Source organism: Pseudomonas sp. PDM15 (assembly GCF_014851565.1).
Lineage (GTDB): Bacteria > Pseudomonadota > Gammaproteobacteria > Pseudomonadales > Pseudomonadaceae > Aquipseudomonas.
This window is the reverse complement of the sequence record NZ_JACVAA010000002.1, coordinates 251,437-267,571: the sequence shown is the minus strand read 5'-3', so window position 1 is coordinate 267,571 and position 16,135 is coordinate 251,437. Positions and strand designations below refer to the sequence as shown.

The window sequence follows — 16,135 nt, the reverse complement described above, 5'->3', positions numbered from 1 at the left end:
GGCGTGCAGCGCACGGTGGTCTGTCGCAGGACTCGCGGGCTTTGTCGCGCGACTCGCGTCAGGCGCTCGTGCGCAGCTGGCGTGGCGTCAGGCCGAACTCGCGGACCAGCGCCGCGGTAAAGGCACTCTGCGAGGCGTAGCCGACCCGCGCGGCGATCTCGCCCACCGGCAGGCGGCTGTGCAGCAGCCACCGGCGCCCCAGTTGCAGGCGCAGGGCGCGGACATGCTCCATCGGCGTGTGGCCGGTTTCGGCGAGGAAACGCGCATGAAAGCGCGCCGCCGACAGACCACACAGGCGCGCCAGGTCGGCCACCTGCAGCGGATGGGCGCAGTGGCGCTCGATATAGGCCTCGATCCTGGCCAGCGGCAGGCCGAGGGTGATCGGTGCGGGCGCGGCGGTGTTGCTCAGGCTGGCCAGGAGCAGGGCGGCGCCTTGCTGGCCGATCACTTCATCGTTGATCGGGCTGGCTGCCAGCCAGTTGACCAACTGGCCCTGGGCCGGGTCGAGCTGCAGTCGGCCGGGCCTGTCCAGCAGGCGGCGGCTGGCATCGGCGTGGTGGCCGAGACGCTGCTGCAGCCAGCCATCCATCGGAACGTCGAGCACCAGGCACTGGCTGCCCCGGGGGCTGGCGCAAGCGTGGTGAGCGCCCGGCGGCACCACGGCCAGGCTCAGGCTGGAGACCTGGCAGCCGCGCCCGCCCACTTCGAAGTCCAGCTGGCCGCTGAGGCCGAATACCAGCTGGGCATGCTCGTGGCTGTGGGCAATCTGTTCGTGGTGGTAGTGGCGCAGGGAGAGCAGCTGCTGCATGGCGAACTCCTGATCGAGCGGTCAGTGTACATGCCGGAACAGCCGCGCTGGTCGTCATGTAATCGCCATTTTCCTGTCATGGTCATTTCACCGCGGGCGCGCAATCTCGGCTAAACCCAGCCGGAGGCCGCCCATGAGCATCGCCGAGCGCAGCAAGCCCAGTCGCAAGCAGCATGTCCGCACCTTGTGGATTTCCGATGTTCACCTAGGCACCCGCGATTGCCAGGCCGAGCGCCTGGCCGGGTTCCTCAAGCGCTACCAGGCCGACCGTATCTACCTGGTCGGCGACATCATCGACGGCTGGAAGCTGCGCGGCGGCATCTACTGGCCGCAGGCGCACACCAACGTGATCCGCCGCCTGCTGACCATGAGCAAGCGCGGCACGGAGGTGATCTACGTCACCGGCAACCACGACGAATTCCTGCGTCGCTATTCCACGCTGATGCTCGGCAATATCCAGCTAGTTGACGAGGCGGTGCATACCACGGCCGACGGCCGCCAGCTGCTGGTGATCCATGGCGACCAGTTCGACGTGATCACCCGTTACCACAAGTGGCTGGCCTTCCTCGGCGACTCGGCCTACGAGTTCACACTGACCCTCAACCGCTGGCTCAACCACTGGCGCGAGCGCTGGGGCTACGGCTACTGGTCGCTGTCGGCGTTTCTCAAGCACAAGGTCAAGACGGCGGTGAACTTCATCAGTGACTTCGAGGAGTCCATCGCCCACGAGTGCGTCAAGCGCGGGTTGGACGGCGCCGTCTGCGGCCATATCCACCACGCCGAGATCCGCCGGGTCGGAGGGGTCGAGTACATGAATTGCGGCGACTGGGTGGAGTCGTGCACGGCGCTGATCGAGCACCTGGACGGCAGTATCCAGCTCTACCGGCTGGCCGATGAGCAGGCACAGGCCGACGCGCTGGCGACCCTCGGGCAGGCGGCATGAGGATTCTCATCGTCAGCGATGCCTGGCATCCCCAGGTCAATGGCGTGGTCACCAGCCTGCAGGCACTGGTTGGCGAGCTGCGCAGCCTCGGCCACCTGGTCAAGGTGCTGTCGCCGCAGGACTTCAACCACCTGCCATGCCCGAGCTACCCGGAGATTCCCCTGACCTGGGACCTGTGGCGGGTCGGCCCGGCGATCCGCGACTTTCGTCCGGACTGTGTGCACCTGGCCACCGAAGGCCCGTTGGGCTGGGCCGCGCGGCGCTGGCTGATGCGGCGCGGGCTGGTATTCTCCAGCGCCATCCACACCCGCTTCCCCGAGTACGTGCATACCCGCTGGTCGTGGCTGCCGCTGAGCTGGGGCTATGCCTACCTGCGCCGCTTCCATCGGCCCAGCCAGGCGGTGCTGGTGAGCACCGAGCGCCTGCGCGAGGAGTTCGCCGCCCAGGGCCTCGGCCGGCTGCGCTTGTGGCGCAAAGGTGTCGACGGCGCGCGCTTCCGCCCGCAACTGCAGGCTCCGGTCGCGCCGGTGTTTCTCTACGTCGGTCGCCTGGCTGCGGAGAAGAACCTGCGTGCCTTCCTCGATCTGGAGCTGCCGGGCGAGAAACGCGTGGTCGGCGATGGCCCGGAGCGGACGGTGCTGGAGCACGATTACCCGCAGGCACGTTTCCTCGGCTTCCAGCAGGGCGAGGCGCTGGCGCAGTCCTTCGCGGGAGCCAGCGTGCTGGTGTTCCCCTCGCGTACCGACACCTTTGGCCTGGTGATGCTCGAGGCGCTGGCCTGTGGTACGCCGGTGGCGGCCTTCCCGGTGGCCGGGCCGCTGGATGTGCTGGAGCAGGGCGTGACCGGGGTGATGGACGAGGACCTGGGCCAGGCCTGTCGGGCGGCGCTGCAGCTGGATAGGGCGGTGTGCGCCGAACATGCCGCGCGCCAGTCCTGGCGCGCCTCGGCGCTGGAGTTCCTGGCGGCGCAGCCGTTGCTGGACGGCGAGCCGTGCGGTGAGCCGGACGCGCTGCCGAGCACCTGAGGTTCTGCGAGCTCTCCGCAAAAAGGCGCTTGACCTCAAGTCGACTTGAACTGGCAGAGTACTCCTGACGATTACCATCGTGAGGAGCACGACATGAGTACGCTGCAATCGCTGTCCGAGGAGCAAAGCCGACTGTGGAATGGTGCCGGCGGGCAAGCCTGGGTGGACTCCCAGGCGCTGCTCGACGAGCTTTTTGCGCCCTTCGAGCCGGTGCTGATCGACGGCCTGCAGGCCCACGAGCGGGTGCTGGATATCGGCTGCGGCACCGGCGCCACCACCCTGGCCGCGGCGCGTCGGCAGGATGCCGACTGCGTCGGCGTCGATGTCTCCGCACCGATGCTGGCCCTGGCCCAGGCGCGATCCGAGCGCGAGGGCAGCCAGGCGCGATTCGTCTGCGCCGACGCGCAGAGCCATGTGTTCGACCCCGCCAGTTTCGACCGGCTGATCTCGCGCTTCGGCGTGATGTTCTTTGCCGATCCCCAGGCCGCCTTCGCCAACCTGCGCCGCGCCGCCAGTGACGGGGCGAAGCTGCGCCTGATCGTCTGGCGCAGCGCCGCGGAGAATCCCTTCATGACCCTGGCCGAGCGCACGGCCGCTCCCTGGCTGCCGCAGCTGCCGGTGCGTCGCCCGGGCTCGCCGGGGCAGTTCGCCTTCGCCGAGACGCAGCGGGTGCGGGAGCTGTTGGCGGCAAGCGGCTGGGGCGGCGTGGAGATAAGCCCGCTGGATGTGCCTCTGAGCATGCCGGAGTCTGCGCTGGTGCCTTACCTGAGCCGGCTGGGCCCGGTCGGCATCGCGCTGCAGGAGCTGGAGGAGGGCGCCAGGGCGGCGCTGGTCGAGCGCTTGTGCGGGGCGTTCGCGCCTTTCGTGCGGGGCGGGCGGGTGGAGTTCGAGGCGGCCTGTTGGATGATCGAAGCGCAGGCCGCTCCGTAGAACCTATTTACGATCTGCTGCGCGTCGGAAAAACTGCGTTGAAAGTGGCTTCGGAATGCTCATTTACGCTATGTAAACTCGCGTGCGAGCCCAGTCCGCTTTCTCAGCCACTTCTGCGGGGCCGCCTAGGCCTTGTTTTTCTCTAGCTCGCAAGATCGTAAACAGGTTCTACAGGATGATTTTGTCGCGTAGCTTTTCGGCGGCCTGGTTGAGCGCCTGGATGACCTTCTCCTTGTCGTAGTTCTGGATGCCGTTGGTATCCAGGTACATGGAGAAGCCCGGCAGCTCGTGCTCGACGTAGCTGGAGCGGGCGCCCAGGTCGCGGCGGAAGTCCACCACCTGGTAGATCTGCACCGGACGGCTGAAGCCCTTGACTGCGATCTGGCCCTTGTCGCGGCACATGATCACGTCCTTGATCAGCGAGTAGGTCTCGTGGGAGATAAGGATCTCGCCGGCTTCCGAGGAGCTTTCCAGGCGGCTGGCCAGGTTCACTTCGCGACCGATGATGGTGTAGTCCATGCGCGTGTCGGCGCCGAAGTTGCCCACGGTGCAGTAGCCGGTGTTGAGGCCCATGCGGATCTCCAGCGGCTTGGTGATGCCCTGGGCGCGCCACTGCTGGCGCAGCACCTTCATGTGTTTGCGCATGGCGATGGCCATGGACACGGCGTTCACCGCGTCCTTCTTGGCGCCCTGGCTGGAGGGGTCGCCGAAGAACACCAGCACGCTGTCGCCGACGAACTTGTCGATGGTGCCGCCGTACTTGAGGGCGATCTTCGACATCTCGTTGAGATAGGTGTTGAGCAGGTCGGTGAGCTGCTCGGCTTCCAGCTCTTCGGCCAGCTCGCTGAAGCCCTTGATGTCGGAGAAGAACACGGTGAGCTTCTTGCGCTGGGTCTCCAGGCGCACGTGCTTCTTGCCGCTGAAGATCATTTCCCAGACCTGCGGCGACAGGTACTTGGCCAGGTTTCGCGCCAGGCGCGCGGCCTTTTCCTGCTCGCGTTTGATCTCGATGCGCGCCTGGGTCAGGCGCATGCCCTGCTCGTGAACGAAGAAGGCGGTGATGCAGATATACAGGGTGGTCAGCAGGATGCTGGTCGTCGCCACCAGGCTGGGTGTGGAGATATTGATTTCCGGATGGATCAGCGCGGTGTTCAGCGCCATGCTGCCGACGGCGATGAGCAGGGCCAGGCCCATGTTGCGAAGGCCGCCGGCGATCAGCGAACTGAATGCCAGGGTCAGCAGGAACATCAGCGTGGGCACGATGGAGAAGCCCATCAGTACGCCGGCGGCACCGGCATGGATGGCGTCGAGGAACAGCAGGACCAGGTTGGTCTGTTGCGGATGATCGCGCTTGAAGCGGTTGCCCAGGTGGTAGGCCAGGTGCGGGTAGAGCAGGGCGTACGGCACCATCCACAGGATGTTGTAGCCGAAGTGGTTGCTATAGGTACCGGCGGCGATGGCAGCAGCGGGGGCGATGTAGGCCAGTACCCGCGAGTAGTATTCGCGGAGCAAGGGGGCAGGCTGCGCCCTGGGTGTTTCCTGGACGTTGGACTTCATGGATGGAGCGATCCCTGATGTTTTTCTGGCGCTTCTGACGAGCGCCTGAACGGCTGCAAGACCTGAGCCAAGGCTATGGCGGGTGAGGGATCATAACCAGCTGCCATCCGGCGGCCAAGCGCGACCGCCGAATGGCAGAATGCGATCACGCCGGCTGGCGCTGCATGGCGGCCTTGTACAGCGACTGCCTGGGCTGGGCGAACACCCGGCGCAGCATGGGCTCGAAGAACTCCAGCGGTAGCGCCTCGCCTTGCGGATCGAAGGCGGCGGCGTCGTAGCGAGCGCAGAACTCGATGGTCGCCTGGTACTGCGGGTGGTCCTTGAACTGCTCGCGCAGATGGCGATCCATGCCCAGGTGATGGAAGAAGTAATAGCCCTGGAAGATGCCGTGCTTCTCGACCATCCAGTGGTTCTCGGCGCTGACGAACGGCTTGAGCATGGCCGCGGCGATGTCCGGATGGTTGTAGGTGCCGAGTGTGTCGCCGATGTCGTGGAGCAGGGCGCAGACCACGTACTCCTCATCGCGGCCATCGCGATAGGCGAGGGTGGCGGTCTGCAGCGAGTGGCTCAGGCGGTCGATGGGAAAGCCGCCGAAGTCGCCGTCGAGCAGGCGCAGATGGCTGAGGATGCGGTCGGGGAGCCGGGTGGCGTACTGGGCGAAATCCTTGGCGATGATGGCCCAGTCGTCTGCCGTGCCGTCTTCCATATGGGTGAAGCGGGCGTGTACGGACATGGCGACGGCCTCAGAAGCGGATACGACCGGTAAAGGCGTCCTTGAGCATCACCCAGTCGCCCATCAGGCTGTACAGCGGGTACTTGAAGGTGGCCGGCTTGTTCTTCTCGAACACGAAGTGGCCGACCCAGGCGAAGCCGTAACCTGCCAGGGGAATGGCCAGCAGCCACAGCCATTGCTGAGTGAACAGGGCGTAGCCGAGGATGCTCAGCACCAGCAGGCTGCCGACATAGTGCAGGCGGCGGCACACATCGTTGCTGTGCTCCTGCAGGTAATAGGGGTAAAACTCGGCGAAGCTGTTGAAGCGATCGGTGGTTTCGGCGCTCATGGCGTACCTCCTGTCATTGTCGACGCCAGTCTATGCGGACTGTCTTCCGCGGCCAGTGACATACAGGGCCAGTTTAGTATCCTCTTGGCGCCAGACCGGCCGTGCTGACCAACGATAAGAACAAACCATGAGCGAACGTACCACTTCCTCCAGCTGGGCTTCCGGCATCGTCCAGGCCCTGGAGCTGGGCGGCGTCGACTGCCGTGCGCTGTTCGTCCGGCTGGGGCTCGACTACGCGGCCCTGACCGACCCGGACGCGCGCTTCCCGCAGGACGCCATGACCCGTCTCTGGCACCTGGCAGTGGAGGCTTCCGGCAACTCGGCCATCGGCCTGAACATGGCCAAGGTGGTCAGGCCGGCGTCCTTCCATGTGGTGGGCTATGCGCTGATGTCCAGCCGCAACCTGCTGGAGGGCTTCAATCGCCTGGTGCGCTACCAGCGCATCATCGCCGAGGGCTCGGACCTGTGCCTGCGGCCCTCGCCCGAGGGTTACGAACTGATCCAGGCGATCCACGGTGATCGCCTGCCGCCGGCGCGGCAGAGTTCCGAGGCGTCGCTGGCCTATTCCCTGGCGTTCTGCCGCTGGCTCACTGGCAAGCCGATCACGCCGCTGCTGGTCAGCTTCCAGGGCCCGGCGCCGGCCAATCTGGAGCTGTACCAGCAGGTGTTCCAGGCACCCTTGAAATTCAATGCTGAGCACTACTCGTTGCTTTACGCCCGCGCCGATCTGGAGACTCCGCTGCCTTCGGCCAACGAGGCACTGGCGCAGCTGCACGACCGCTTCGCCGGCGAGTACCTGGCGCGCTTCTCCGAGAGCCGGGTGACCCACCAGGTGCGCCAGGTGCTGTGCCGCCTGCTGCCCCAGGGCGAGCCCAAGCGCGAGGCGGTGGCCCAGGCGCTGCTGCTGTCCGAGCGCACCTTGCAGCGTCGCCTGCAGGAGGAGGGCACCAGCTATCAGCAGCTGCTCGACGACACACGCCGCGAGCTGGCCGAGCAGTACCTGGCCCAGCCCAACCTGACCCTGCTGGAAGTCGCCTACCTGCTCGGCTTCGCCGACCCCAGCAACTTCTTCCGCGCCTTCCGCCGCTGGTTCGATGCCACGCCGGGCGAGTACCGCGCACGGTTGTGAGGCCAGCAGGCGGCTCGGTGTGCGCAGCGTGGCCAAGCGTAGCGAGCGGTCTGCTGGCTAGGCGCGCCGCAGCGAAAGGCGAGACATAGCGTCTGCTAGGCGAGCCTTGAGCGAGGACGCAACGACGCCAGCGGGACGCGCAGTAGCTTGGCCACGCTGTGCATCAGTGGCGCCAGAAGGCGGGGAGCAGCAGTACCAGTACGGTGAGGATTTCCAGCCTGCCCAGCAGCATACCGGCGCTCAGCAGCCACTTGGCCGTGTCCGGCAGGCTGGAGAAGTTGCCGGCCGGGCCGATGATCGGTCCCATCCCCGGACCCACGCCGGACACCGTGCTGGCCGCGCCGGACAGCGCGGTGATCCAGTCCAGCCCGCACAGGCTCAGGGCCAGTGCCAGGGCGGCGATGGTGATGGTGAAGAAGAACGAGAAGGCCAGGATCGAGCGGACGATGTCCTCGTCCAGGCGATGGCGGTTGTACTGCTGCTTGATCACCGCGCGCGGGTGCACCAGCTGCATCAGGTTGGCCTTGAGCAGGATGAAGGCGACCTGGAAGCGGAACACTTTCAAACCACCGGCGGTGGAGCCGGAGCAGCCGCCGATAAAGCCCAGGTAGAAGAACAGCATGGTCGAGAAGCCGCCCCACAAGCTGTAGTCGCCGAGGGCGAAGCCGGTGGTGGTCATGATCGAGGTGGTGTTCACCGCCACGTGGCGCAGCGCCTCGAACCAGTGCAGCTGGGTGGTCAGGGTGTACCAGGTGGCCAGCACCAGCCAGCTGCCGAGCAACACGAACATGAAGCCGCGCACCTGCTCGTCGCGGATCAGCGCCCGATAGTTGCCACGCAGGGTGGAGACGTAGAGCACGAACGGCAGGCTGCCGAGGATCATCACCACCACCGCCACCCAGTGCACGGCCGGCTGCTGCCACTTGGCCAGCGAGGCGTCGGAGGTGGAGAAGCCGCCGGTGGAGATTGCCGACATGGCGTGGTTGATCGCGTCGAACAGGTTCATCCCGGCCAGCCAGAAGCCCAGCACCGCCAGGGCGCTGAGTCCGACGTAGGCCACCACCATGTACTTGGCGACCATGTGCGAGCGCGGCATGACCTTGTCCGAGCGGTCCGAGGACTCGGTCTGGAACAGACGCATACCACCGATGCGCAGCATCGGCAGAATCGCCACGGCCATGGCGATGAAGCCGATGCCGCCCAGCCAGTGCAACAGCGAGCGCCAGATCAGGATGCCCGGCGACATGCTGTCCAGCCCGGTGAAGATGGTGGCCCCGGTGGCGGTGATGCCGGACATGCTCTCGAAGTAGGCGTCGGTGAAGCTGGCGTGCTGGGTGAAGATGAACGGCAGGGTGGCGAACAGCGACACCAGTACCCAGCTGGACACGGTCAGCATGTACATGTCACGCGGGCGCAGCTGGCCATGCTGCGGGCGGCCCTGGGCGATCATCACGATGCCGGCAACGAAGGTGATCAGGCTGGACCAGAGGAAGGCGTTGATGCCTCGCGGCTGCTCGAACACCAGCAGGGTACCGACCGGCACCAGCATGCTCACGGCCAGGGTGATCAGGAAGATGCCGTTGATGAAGGCGAGGATGCGTAGGGTAGGCAGAGACATCGGGTTCCTTTCGTGGTTGCCTTGAGTCTAGTGCGCCGGCATTGCGGGAGCCGGCGAGGCTGCGGTGGGGCGCCATTCTACCTTGGCGCCATGCCCTGTAAATCCGCCGTGTGGGGCTTCACAGCGGCCGGCCGATTCATAGAATACGGCTCCATTCGCCGGCGCATGTTCGGCTCACCGTGTTCTCGCCATGTCCGCCAACCATCCTTGTCTCGCCTGCGGCGCCTGCTGCGCCAACTTCCGTGTGTCCTTCTACTGGGGCGAATGCCAGTCCGCCGGCGGCACAGTGCCCGATCATCTGGTCGAGCAGATCGGCCCCTACCATGTGGCCATGCTCGGCACTACCGCCAAGCCGGTGCGCTGCATCGGCCTGCAGGGCGAGGTGGGCTGCGGCACCCGCTGCACTGTGTATGAGCAGCGTTCCAGCACCTGCCGCGAGTTCACCGCCAGCTGGGAAGATGGCCAGCACAACCCGCATTGTGATGCGGCGCGTGCCGCCTATGGTCTGCCGCCGCTGACGCCTGAACACTTCGGCTAGAATGCCCGCCTGCTTCCCTTGGAGATGGCCATGCAAGCCCTCGATCTGCTGCTCAATCGCGTATCCGTCGGCCGCCTGCTGGAGCCGGCGCCCGATGCCGCCCAGCGCGAGCTGATGTTCCGCGCCGCCCTGCGCGCGCCGGACCATGGCCAGCTGCGCCCCTGGCGCTTCCTCACCATCGAGGGCGATGCCCGTGTGCGCCTCGGCGAACTGTTCGCCACGGCCATGGCCAGCGATCCGGCGAACAAGGCCGAGGCACTGGACAAGGCCCGCGCCATGCCGCTGCGCGCGCCGTTGCTGATCGTGGTGGTCGCCCGCCTGAGCGAACACCCCAAGGTGCCGCAGGAAGAACAGGTGCTGTCCGCCGGCTGCGCCGCCCACAGCCTGCTGCTGGCGGCCCAGGAACTGGGCTTCGGCGCCATCTGGCGCACCGGCGCCCTGGCCCACCACCCGCGGGTGCTGGCCGGGCTCGGCCTGCACGCCAGCGAGCGGATCGTCGGCTTCGTCTATGTTGGCAGTTTCGAAGGCGAGCGCCGCACGCCACCGGCGCTGGAGCCAGTGCAGTTCGTCAGCGCCTGGCAGGGTTAATTTTTTGAGTTTGACGGATGGCTACTGCAGTCTCGTGAGTGCCCAGTAGAACCCGAATACGCTGCATCCGGCATAGCTAATAACGCTTACCCAGTAGACAAGCGGTTGCTCGCTCAGCGAAAACCAGCCGCCTTGTCCGAAAACCTCACGCGTATAAAAGCTAAATAGAACGTCAATAGCCATGGCTAGCGCCATTGAATACGCTCCCCAATAGTTCCAGTTCTGGCCCATCAATAGAGCCATGCCGGTCAACATTAGGGAAAAGAAAAGTAGTTTTCTGAAACCTCTGAGCATCCGTGTTCCTCGGGTATCGATTGGGGTGGTGTGACCAGTCAGCAGCTTGTCGGCAACTCCAGGGTGGCGACAAATCCCCCCTCTGGATGATTGGCCAGCAACAGCCGCCCCTCATGGCGCTCCGCCGCACGGCGGGCGATGGCCAGGCCCAGACCGTGACCCGGCGCGCTCTGCTGCGGGGCGCGGAAGAACGGTTCGCCCAGGCGCTCGATGATGTCTGCCGGGGCGCCAGGGCCATGGTCGCGTACGGCGATGCGCAGCTGGCCATCCTGCTGGCTCACCTCTATCTCGATCGGCTGCTCCACCGGGTTGAAGCGCAGGGCGTTGCGCAGCAGGTTGTCCAGCGCGCGGCCGAGCATGTCCGGCCAGCCCTGCAGGGCAATCGGGCGGCTGTCCATGCGTACCTGCAGACGCTGCTCGGGCGCGGCCAGGGCGACATCTTCCAGCAGGCCGTCGAGCAACCGGCGCAGATCCACCGGCTGCGGGGTGCCGGGGTCGGCATCCAGACGGGCGAGGGCGAGGATCTCGGCGATCAGCGCCTCCAGGCGATCGCATTCCTGGGTCAGGCGGCCCCACAGCTGGTCGCGCTGGGCTGGCTCGGCGCGCTCGGTCAGGGCCAGGGCCACGCGCAGACGCGCCAGCGGTGAGCGCAGCTCGTGGGACACGTCGCGCAGCAACTGGCGCTGGCTGCCGATCAGGTCCTGCAAACGTGAGCCCATGCGGTTGAAGTCGCGGGCCAGTACGCCGAATTCGTCGCCGCGGTCGGCCAGGCGCGCCAGGCTGTTCTGCTGGTAAGCGGTCTGGCCGAGGTCGTACACGGCGCCACGCAGGCGGCCGAGCGGGCGGGTGATGGACAGGGTCAGCAGCAGGCTGATGGCGGTCAGCACCACCAGGGCGATGGCTAGGGCGCTGAGCGGCCAGAACAGGCTCTCGCGGTGCCAGGCCATCATCTCCGGGTGGGGAATGCGGTAGATGAACAGGTAGGTCTCGCCTGTGGTCGGGCTGTGGTATTCCTCGGTGATGCGGCGCCAGGGCAGGCGTTTGGGGTTGTCGTGACGGGCCTCGAAGGCCGCCGCGCGCGGAGGGAAGGTGCCGTAGACCAGGGCCTGGCCTTCTTCGTTGAGGACCTGGATGTTCACCCGGTAGCGTTGCTTGCGCTTCTCCAGAAACTGCTGGGCGGCCTCCGGGCCATTGCGTTCGTAGAGCTGGCTCCACAGTTCGGCGACATCCTTGAGTGCCGGATGGCGGCCGAGTACCCAGGAGTCCTGGTCCAGCGCACGGCCCAGCAGCATGGACAGGCCGGCGACCAGGGCGACGGCCAACCAGAAGCTGGCGAAGATGCGCCAGAACAGTGAACGCATGGGAACTCCTCAAATAGCAAAGCCCGGCTCATGGAGCCGGGCCGGATAACGCTGGTTTACTGGGCTTGCTTGTCCTTCTCGGCCTTCCAGGCCTCGAACTCGGCACGCTCGGCGCGGCGTTTGTCCATCTCCACCTTGCGCGCGTCGAAGGTCTTCTGCTGCTCCGGCGTGAGGATGGCACGGAAGGCCTTGTCATGCTCCAGGCGGGCGGTTTCCAGTTCCTTCTTCAGGGCATCCTGATCGGCCTGCGGCAGCTTGCTCAGGTACTTCTGGGTGATTTCGCGCGGATCGCTCTTGCGCTCGTGCATCAGCTTGCCCATCTGCTCGCGCTGTTCGGCGCTGAGGTCGAGGTCCTTGAGCATCCGCATGCCGTGGCCGCGATGCTCGCCGTGCATGGCCTTGTTGCAGTGCCCCGGCTCGCCGGGTGCGCCCTCGGGCATGGCCAGGGCGATGGTCGGCAGGCTGGCGGCCAGGAGCAGGGCGGTGAGGGTCTTGCGCATGATGTGTCTCCTTGTCTCGAAACCGGCGGGTTACCGGATGAGCCCAGTCTAGGGAGGGCAAGGTCAAGCGCAGTCAGCTCAGGGTAAAGGCTGAGTAAATGCGGCTCAGGGCGCGTAGTAGTAGCCGCGGCTGCGCAGGGCGACGATGCGTGGGCGGCCGTCTGGATGCGGGCCGAGCTTCTTGCGCAGGTTGCTGACGTGCATGTCCAGGCTGCGGTCGTAGAGGGTCAGCTTGCGGCCCAGCGCCAGTTGCGCCAGGGCCTGCTTGTCCAGCGGCTCGCCGGGTTGCTGCAGCAGCGCCTCGAGGATGCGGCCCTCGGACAGGGTCAGGGTGATCTCATGCTCGCCGAGGCTGGCCACACCGCGTTGCGGGCTGTAGCTGATGTCGCCCAGCTCGACGCGGGTGGGCGTGGCCACCGGCAGGCTGCGGCGTAGCACGGCGCGCAGGCGGGCGGTCAGTTCGCGCGGGTCGCAAGGCTTGGCCAGGTAGTCGTCGGCGCCCAGCTCCAGGCCGAGGATGCGGTCCAGCGGCTCGCCGCGGGCCGAGAGCATCAGCACCGGCAGTTCGGCGTGTTCGCTGCGCAACTGCTTGAGCAGTTCCAGGCCGCTGCCGTCGGGCAGCATCACGTCGAGGATCACCGCCGCCGGGCTCTGTTCGGCCAGCGCGGCGCGGGCGCTGACGCCGTCATGGCTGGCGCGCACGTTGAAGCCTTCCTGCTGCAGCCAGCTGGCCAGCAGCTCGCAGAGTTCGCGGTCGTCGTCGATCAGCAGCAGGTCGGTCATGGTGGCGTCGGTTCTTCAGGTGGAGCGGTCAGACCCACTCGCTGCGGCGTTTGTTCCGGCCGCCGGCGCTCAGGCGACCGACGATGAAGGCCAGCAGGGCGGTACCGGCGCCGATGGCGAACCACAGCTGCTGCTCGCTGAACAGGCGCGGCGGTTGCTCGGCCTGGGCCTGCTTGAGCTGCAGCTTGAGGCGTTGGTTGTCCTGGCGCAGGCGGCCGATCTGCGCGGTCTCGCGCTCGCCGGAGGTGGCGGCCTGCAGTTCGCTGCGCTGGCGCTCGCTCTCCGCCAGTTGCTGCTGCAGGGCGGCGATCTGCGCGGTGCTGTCGCTGGCCGGTGCAGCGACCGGGGCGCTGGCCGGCGTCGGGTTGAGGGCCAGCGGTTGGGATTCTTCGGCGTGCAGCGCGGGGATGACGCAGAGAGCGGTGAGCAACAGGTAGAGCGGGCCTTGGCGCATGAGGGACTCCAGTTTTCGAATTATTGTTATGGGCCTGCGTCGTGTGTGGGGTTAGGGCAGCACCTGCTTGAAAGGCTTGACCAGCACGCTGGCATAGACGCCGGCGGTACGGTAAGGGTCGGCGTCGGCCCAGCTCTGGGCGGCGGTCAGGGATTCGAACTCGGCGACGATCAGGCTGCCGGAAAAGCCGGCCGGGCCGGGGTCGACGCTGTCCACCGCCGGGTGCGGGCCGGCCAGCACCAGGCGGCCTTCGTTCTTCAGCTGTTCCAGGCGGGCCAGGTGGGCGGGGCGGGTAGCCAGGCGCTTCTCCAGGGACTCGGGGGCATCGCTGGCAATGATGGCGTAGAGCATGTCAGTCCTTGCTTTGCTGCGGGGTTTCGTCGTGGATGTGGCGCGCCAGGTAGACGCCCTGAGCGACCAGGAACAGCACGGTCATGCCGAGGCTGCCGAAGACTTTGAAGTCGACCCAGATGTCGTGGAAGGTGAAGGCGACGAACAGGTTGGCGCAACCGCTGAAGATGAAGAAGGCCACCCAGGCCAGGTTCAGGCGCGTCCAGATTTGCTGCGGCAGCTGTACCGCGTGGCCCATGACGCGCTGGATCAGCACCTTGTCGCCGATGAAGTGGCTACCGAGGAAGCCGGCGGCGAACAGCCAGTTGACCACCGGAGCCTTCCACTTGAGGAAGGTCTCGCTGTGGAAGGCCAGGGTCAGGCTGCCGAACACCAGGCAGGCGATCAGGGTCAGCCACTGGCTTTTCTCCAGCTTGCGCTGCAGAAGGAACAGGACGCCATAGACCAGGATCGAACTGATGATCAGCACCGCGGTGGCGCTGAAGATGCCGCCCAGCTCGACGCTGTGGCCGGCCAGTTCGACGGTGCGAGGATCGAGCTTGTAGACGATGAAGAACAGAATAAGCGGGATGAAATCGATGAATTGTTTCACGGCGGCAGCCAGAAGCGGGATGTGGCGGCATAATAACAAACAACCCCATTAACGAAAGACGCGCCATGAAGGTCGATCTGCACTGCCACAGCACCGCTTCGGACGGCGTTCTCGCGCCTGCCGCTGTGGTCACTCGCGCCCACGAAAGGGGCGTGCAGCTGCTGGCGCTGACCGACCACGACACCCTCGAAGGGCTGGACGAGGCGCGCCGCACAGCCGGCGAACTGGGCCTGCGCCTGGTCAACGGCATCGAGCTGTCCTGTACCTGGGGTGGCGCGACCATCCATGTGCTCGGCTACGCCTTCGCCAGCGATGCGCCGGCCCTGGCCCAGGCCATCGCCGAGCTGCATCAGGGGCGCTGGCTGCGCGCCGAGGAAATCGACCGGCGCCTGGCGGCCAAGGGCATGCCCGGAGCCCTGGAAGGTGCGCGGGCGATCCAGCAGGGTCTGGGCGACAGCGGCAACGCGCCGGCGCGGCCGCACTTCGCCGAGTTCCTGGTGCGCGCGGGGCATGTGCGTGACCACGCCGAGGCGTTCCGCAAGTGGCTGGGCTCGGGCAAGCTGGGTGACGTGAAACAGCACTGGCCGACGCTGGAACAGGCGGTCGGCACGCTCAAGGCCGCCGGTGCCTGGATCAGCCTGGCGCATCCCTGGCAGTACGACTTCACCCGCAGCAAGCGGCGGCGCCTGGTGGCCGACTTTATCGCCGCCGGTGGCCACGCCCTGGAAGTGGTGAATGGTTTGCAGCCGGCTGAGCAGGTCGGCGGCCTGGCCATCCTGGCCCGTGAATTTGGCATGCTGGCCAGTGTTGGCAGCGATTTTCACGCCCCGGGCGACTGGTCGGAGCTGGGCATGTACCGTCCGTTGCCGGAAGACCTGTCTCCTCTATGGGAGCGCTTCGACCATGCACGCGCTATTACCGCCTGAGCAGGGAGAGTTCATGAGTCAGTTCTTCCAGGTCCACCCGGAGAATCCGCAGCCGCGTCTGATCAAGCAGGCGGTGGAAATCCTGCGTAGCGGTGGGGTGATCGTCTATCCGACCGACTCCTCCTACGCCATCGGCTGCCTAATCGGCGACAAGGGCGCGGTCGAGCGCATCCGCCGCCTGCGCCAGCTGGACGACAAGCACAACTTCACCCTGGTGTGCAGCGACCTGTCGCAGATCGGCCTGTTCGCCAAGGTCGACACCGGCGCCTTCCGCCTGCTCAAGGCGCACACGCCGGGGCCCTATACCTTCATTCTCAGCGCCACCCGCGAAGTGCCGCGCATGCTGTTGCACCCCAAGCGCCGTACCATCGGCCTGCGCGTACCGGCCCATCCCATCGCCCTGGCCCTGGCCGAGCAGCTGGGCGAGCCGCTGATGAGTGTGAGCCTGATCATGCCCGGTGAAGACCTGCCGATGAGCGACCCCTACGAGATGCGTCAGCTCCTCGAGCACCAGGTGGATCTGATCATCGATGGCGGCTACGGCGGTCTGGAGGCGTCCACCGTGATCAACCTGGCCGAGGGCGAGCCGGAGGTGATCCGCGTTGGCTGCGGCGACCCGACTCCCTTCCAGGGGGAAGAGGCGTGAGCGAGCAGGTCGACAGCCAGGCCGGCGCACA

The 16,135-nt window shown here is 66.4% G+C and carries 19 protein-coding genes; 8 read left to right on the top strand and 11 right to left on the bottom strand.

The genetic code is table 11. The features are described 5' to 3' along the window. Window positions 1-58: 58 nt before the first annotated feature. Entirely contained in the window at window positions 59-808 is a 750-nt protein-coding gene (locus IB232_RS05265) for a helix-turn-helix domain-containing protein (RefSeq protein ID WP_192397496.1), read from the bottom strand. 133 nt (window positions 809-941) lie between these two features. On the opposite strand from IB232_RS05265, the gene IB232_RS05260 reads away from it, so the two are divergent. The 3 genes from IB232_RS05260 to IB232_RS05250 all read left to right on the top strand — a co-directional run bounded on the left by IB232_RS05260 (window position 942) and on the right by IB232_RS05250 (window position 3,706). Next, on the top strand, window positions 942-1,751 hold the full coding sequence (locus IB232_RS05260; protein ID WP_192397495.1) for a UDP-2,3-diacylglucosamine diphosphatase: 810 nt from the start codon (window positions 942-944) through the stop codon (window positions 1,749-1,751). Then, the gene (locus IB232_RS05255; RefSeq protein ID WP_192397494.1) at window positions 1,748-2,776 is read left to right on the top strand and encodes a glycosyltransferase family 4 protein; all 1,029 of its coding nucleotides are present in this window, start codon (window positions 1,748-1,750) and stop codon (window positions 2,774-2,776) included. Before IB232_RS05260 ends, IB232_RS05255 begins: the two co-directional genes overlap by 4 nt. 93 nt (window positions 2,777-2,869) lie before the next feature. Then, window positions 2,870-3,706 carry a class I SAM-dependent methyltransferase gene (locus IB232_RS05250; protein WP_192397493.1) on the top strand — a complete coding sequence of 279 codons (837 nt, stop codon included), beginning with the start codon at window positions 2,870-2,872 and terminating at the stop codon, window positions 3,704-3,706. 168 nt (window positions 3,707-3,874) lie between these two features. Here the strand turns inward: IB232_RS05250 and IB232_RS05245 are convergent, their stop codons facing one another. The 3 genes from IB232_RS05245 to IB232_RS05235 all read right to left on the bottom strand — a co-directional run bounded on the left by IB232_RS05245 (window position 3,875) and on the right by IB232_RS05235 (window position 6,324). Next, window positions 3,875-5,263 (bottom strand): adenylate/guanylate cyclase domain-containing protein, encoded by a 1,389-nt coding sequence (locus IB232_RS05245; RefSeq protein WP_192397492.1) that lies wholly within the window; start codon window positions 5,261-5,263, stop codon window positions 3,875-3,877. Between the two features lie 145 nt (window positions 5,264-5,408). After that, window positions 5,409-5,996, bottom strand: coding sequence for an HD domain-containing protein (locus IB232_RS05240; RefSeq protein WP_192397491.1), 588 nt, complete (start codon window positions 5,994-5,996; stop codon window positions 5,409-5,411). Between the two features lie 10 nt (window positions 5,997-6,006). Continuing rightward, on the bottom strand, window positions 6,007-6,324 hold the full coding sequence (locus IB232_RS05235) for an Mpo1-like protein (protein WP_192397490.1): 318 nt from the start codon (window positions 6,322-6,324) through the stop codon (window positions 6,007-6,009). 127 nt (window positions 6,325-6,451) lie between these two features. On the opposite strand from IB232_RS05235, the gene IB232_RS05230 reads away from it, so the two are divergent. Continuing rightward, a complete protein-coding gene (locus IB232_RS05230) occupies window positions 6,452-7,453 on the top strand; it encodes an AraC family transcriptional regulator (RefSeq protein ID WP_192397489.1) in 1,002 nt (333 codons plus the stop codon). Between the two features lie 163 nt (window positions 7,454-7,616). On the opposite strand, the gene IB232_RS05225 is transcribed toward IB232_RS05230, so the two are convergent. Then, complete coding sequence (locus tag IB232_RS05225; RefSeq protein ID WP_192397488.1) at window positions 7,617-9,071, bottom strand: TrkH family potassium uptake protein; 1,455 nt, start codon at window positions 9,069-9,071, stop codon at window positions 7,617-7,619. Between the two features lie 190 nt (window positions 9,072-9,261). On the opposite strand from IB232_RS05225, the gene IB232_RS05220 reads away from it, so the two are divergent. Together IB232_RS05220 and IB232_RS05215 are read left to right on the top strand one after the other, a co-directional pair. Beyond that, window positions 9,262-9,609 carry a YkgJ family cysteine cluster protein gene (locus IB232_RS05220; RefSeq protein ID WP_192397487.1) on the top strand — a complete coding sequence of 116 codons (348 nt, stop codon included), beginning with the start codon at window positions 9,262-9,264 and terminating at the stop codon, window positions 9,607-9,609. Between the two features lie 30 nt (window positions 9,610-9,639). Next, complete coding sequence (locus IB232_RS05215; RefSeq protein ID WP_192397486.1) at window positions 9,640-10,197, top strand: nitroreductase family protein; 558 nt, start codon at window positions 9,640-9,642, stop codon at window positions 10,195-10,197. A gap of 332 nt (window positions 10,198-10,529) precedes the next feature. Here IB232_RS05215 and IB232_RS05210 read toward each other — a convergent pair whose 3' ends face one another. The 6 genes from IB232_RS05210 to IB232_RS05185 all read right to left on the bottom strand — a co-directional run bounded on the left by IB232_RS05210 (window position 10,530) and on the right by IB232_RS05185 (window position 14,532). Beyond that, window positions 10,530-11,852, bottom strand: coding sequence for a sensor histidine kinase (locus IB232_RS05210; RefSeq protein ID WP_192397485.1), 1,323 nt, complete (start codon window positions 11,850-11,852; stop codon window positions 10,530-10,532). Between the two features lie 56 nt (window positions 11,853-11,908). Next, window positions 11,909-12,352: a Spy/CpxP family protein refolding chaperone gene (locus IB232_RS05205; protein WP_192397484.1), complete on the bottom strand. Its 444-nt coding sequence runs from the start codon at window positions 12,350-12,352 to the stop codon at window positions 11,909-11,911. A gap of 105 nt (window positions 12,353-12,457) precedes the next feature. After that, window positions 12,458-13,135, bottom strand: coding sequence for a response regulator transcription factor (locus IB232_RS05200; protein WP_137971617.1), 678 nt, complete (start codon window positions 13,133-13,135; stop codon window positions 12,458-12,460). A gap of 28 nt (window positions 13,136-13,163) precedes the next feature. Beyond that, window positions 13,164-13,589 (bottom strand): hypothetical protein, encoded by a 426-nt coding sequence (locus IB232_RS05195; RefSeq protein WP_192397483.1) that lies wholly within the window; start codon window positions 13,587-13,589, stop codon window positions 13,164-13,166. A 51-nt stretch (window positions 13,590-13,640) separates the two neighbouring features. Further along, window positions 13,641-13,940, bottom strand: a complete 300-nt coding sequence (locus IB232_RS05190; protein ID WP_192397482.1) for a YciI family protein — start codon at window positions 13,938-13,940, stop codon at window positions 13,641-13,643. Between the two features lies 1 nt (window position 13,941). Continuing rightward, the gene (locus IB232_RS05185) at window positions 13,942-14,532 is read right to left on the bottom strand and encodes a septation protein A (protein ID WP_192397481.1); all 591 of its coding nucleotides are present in this window, start codon (window positions 14,530-14,532) and stop codon (window positions 13,942-13,944) included. 65 nt (window positions 14,533-14,597) lie between these two features. Between IB232_RS05185 and IB232_RS05180 the strand changes: the two genes are divergently transcribed. Further along, complete coding sequence (locus tag IB232_RS05180; protein WP_192397480.1) at window positions 14,598-15,458, top strand: PHP domain-containing protein; 861 nt, start codon at window positions 14,598-14,600, stop codon at window positions 15,456-15,458. A gap of 13 nt (window positions 15,459-15,471) precedes the next feature. Then, window positions 15,472-16,104, top strand: a complete 633-nt coding sequence (locus tag IB232_RS05175) for an L-threonylcarbamoyladenylate synthase (protein WP_192397479.1) — start codon at window positions 15,472-15,474, stop codon at window positions 16,102-16,104. The last annotated feature ends 31 nt before the right edge of the window (window positions 16,105-16,135 follow it).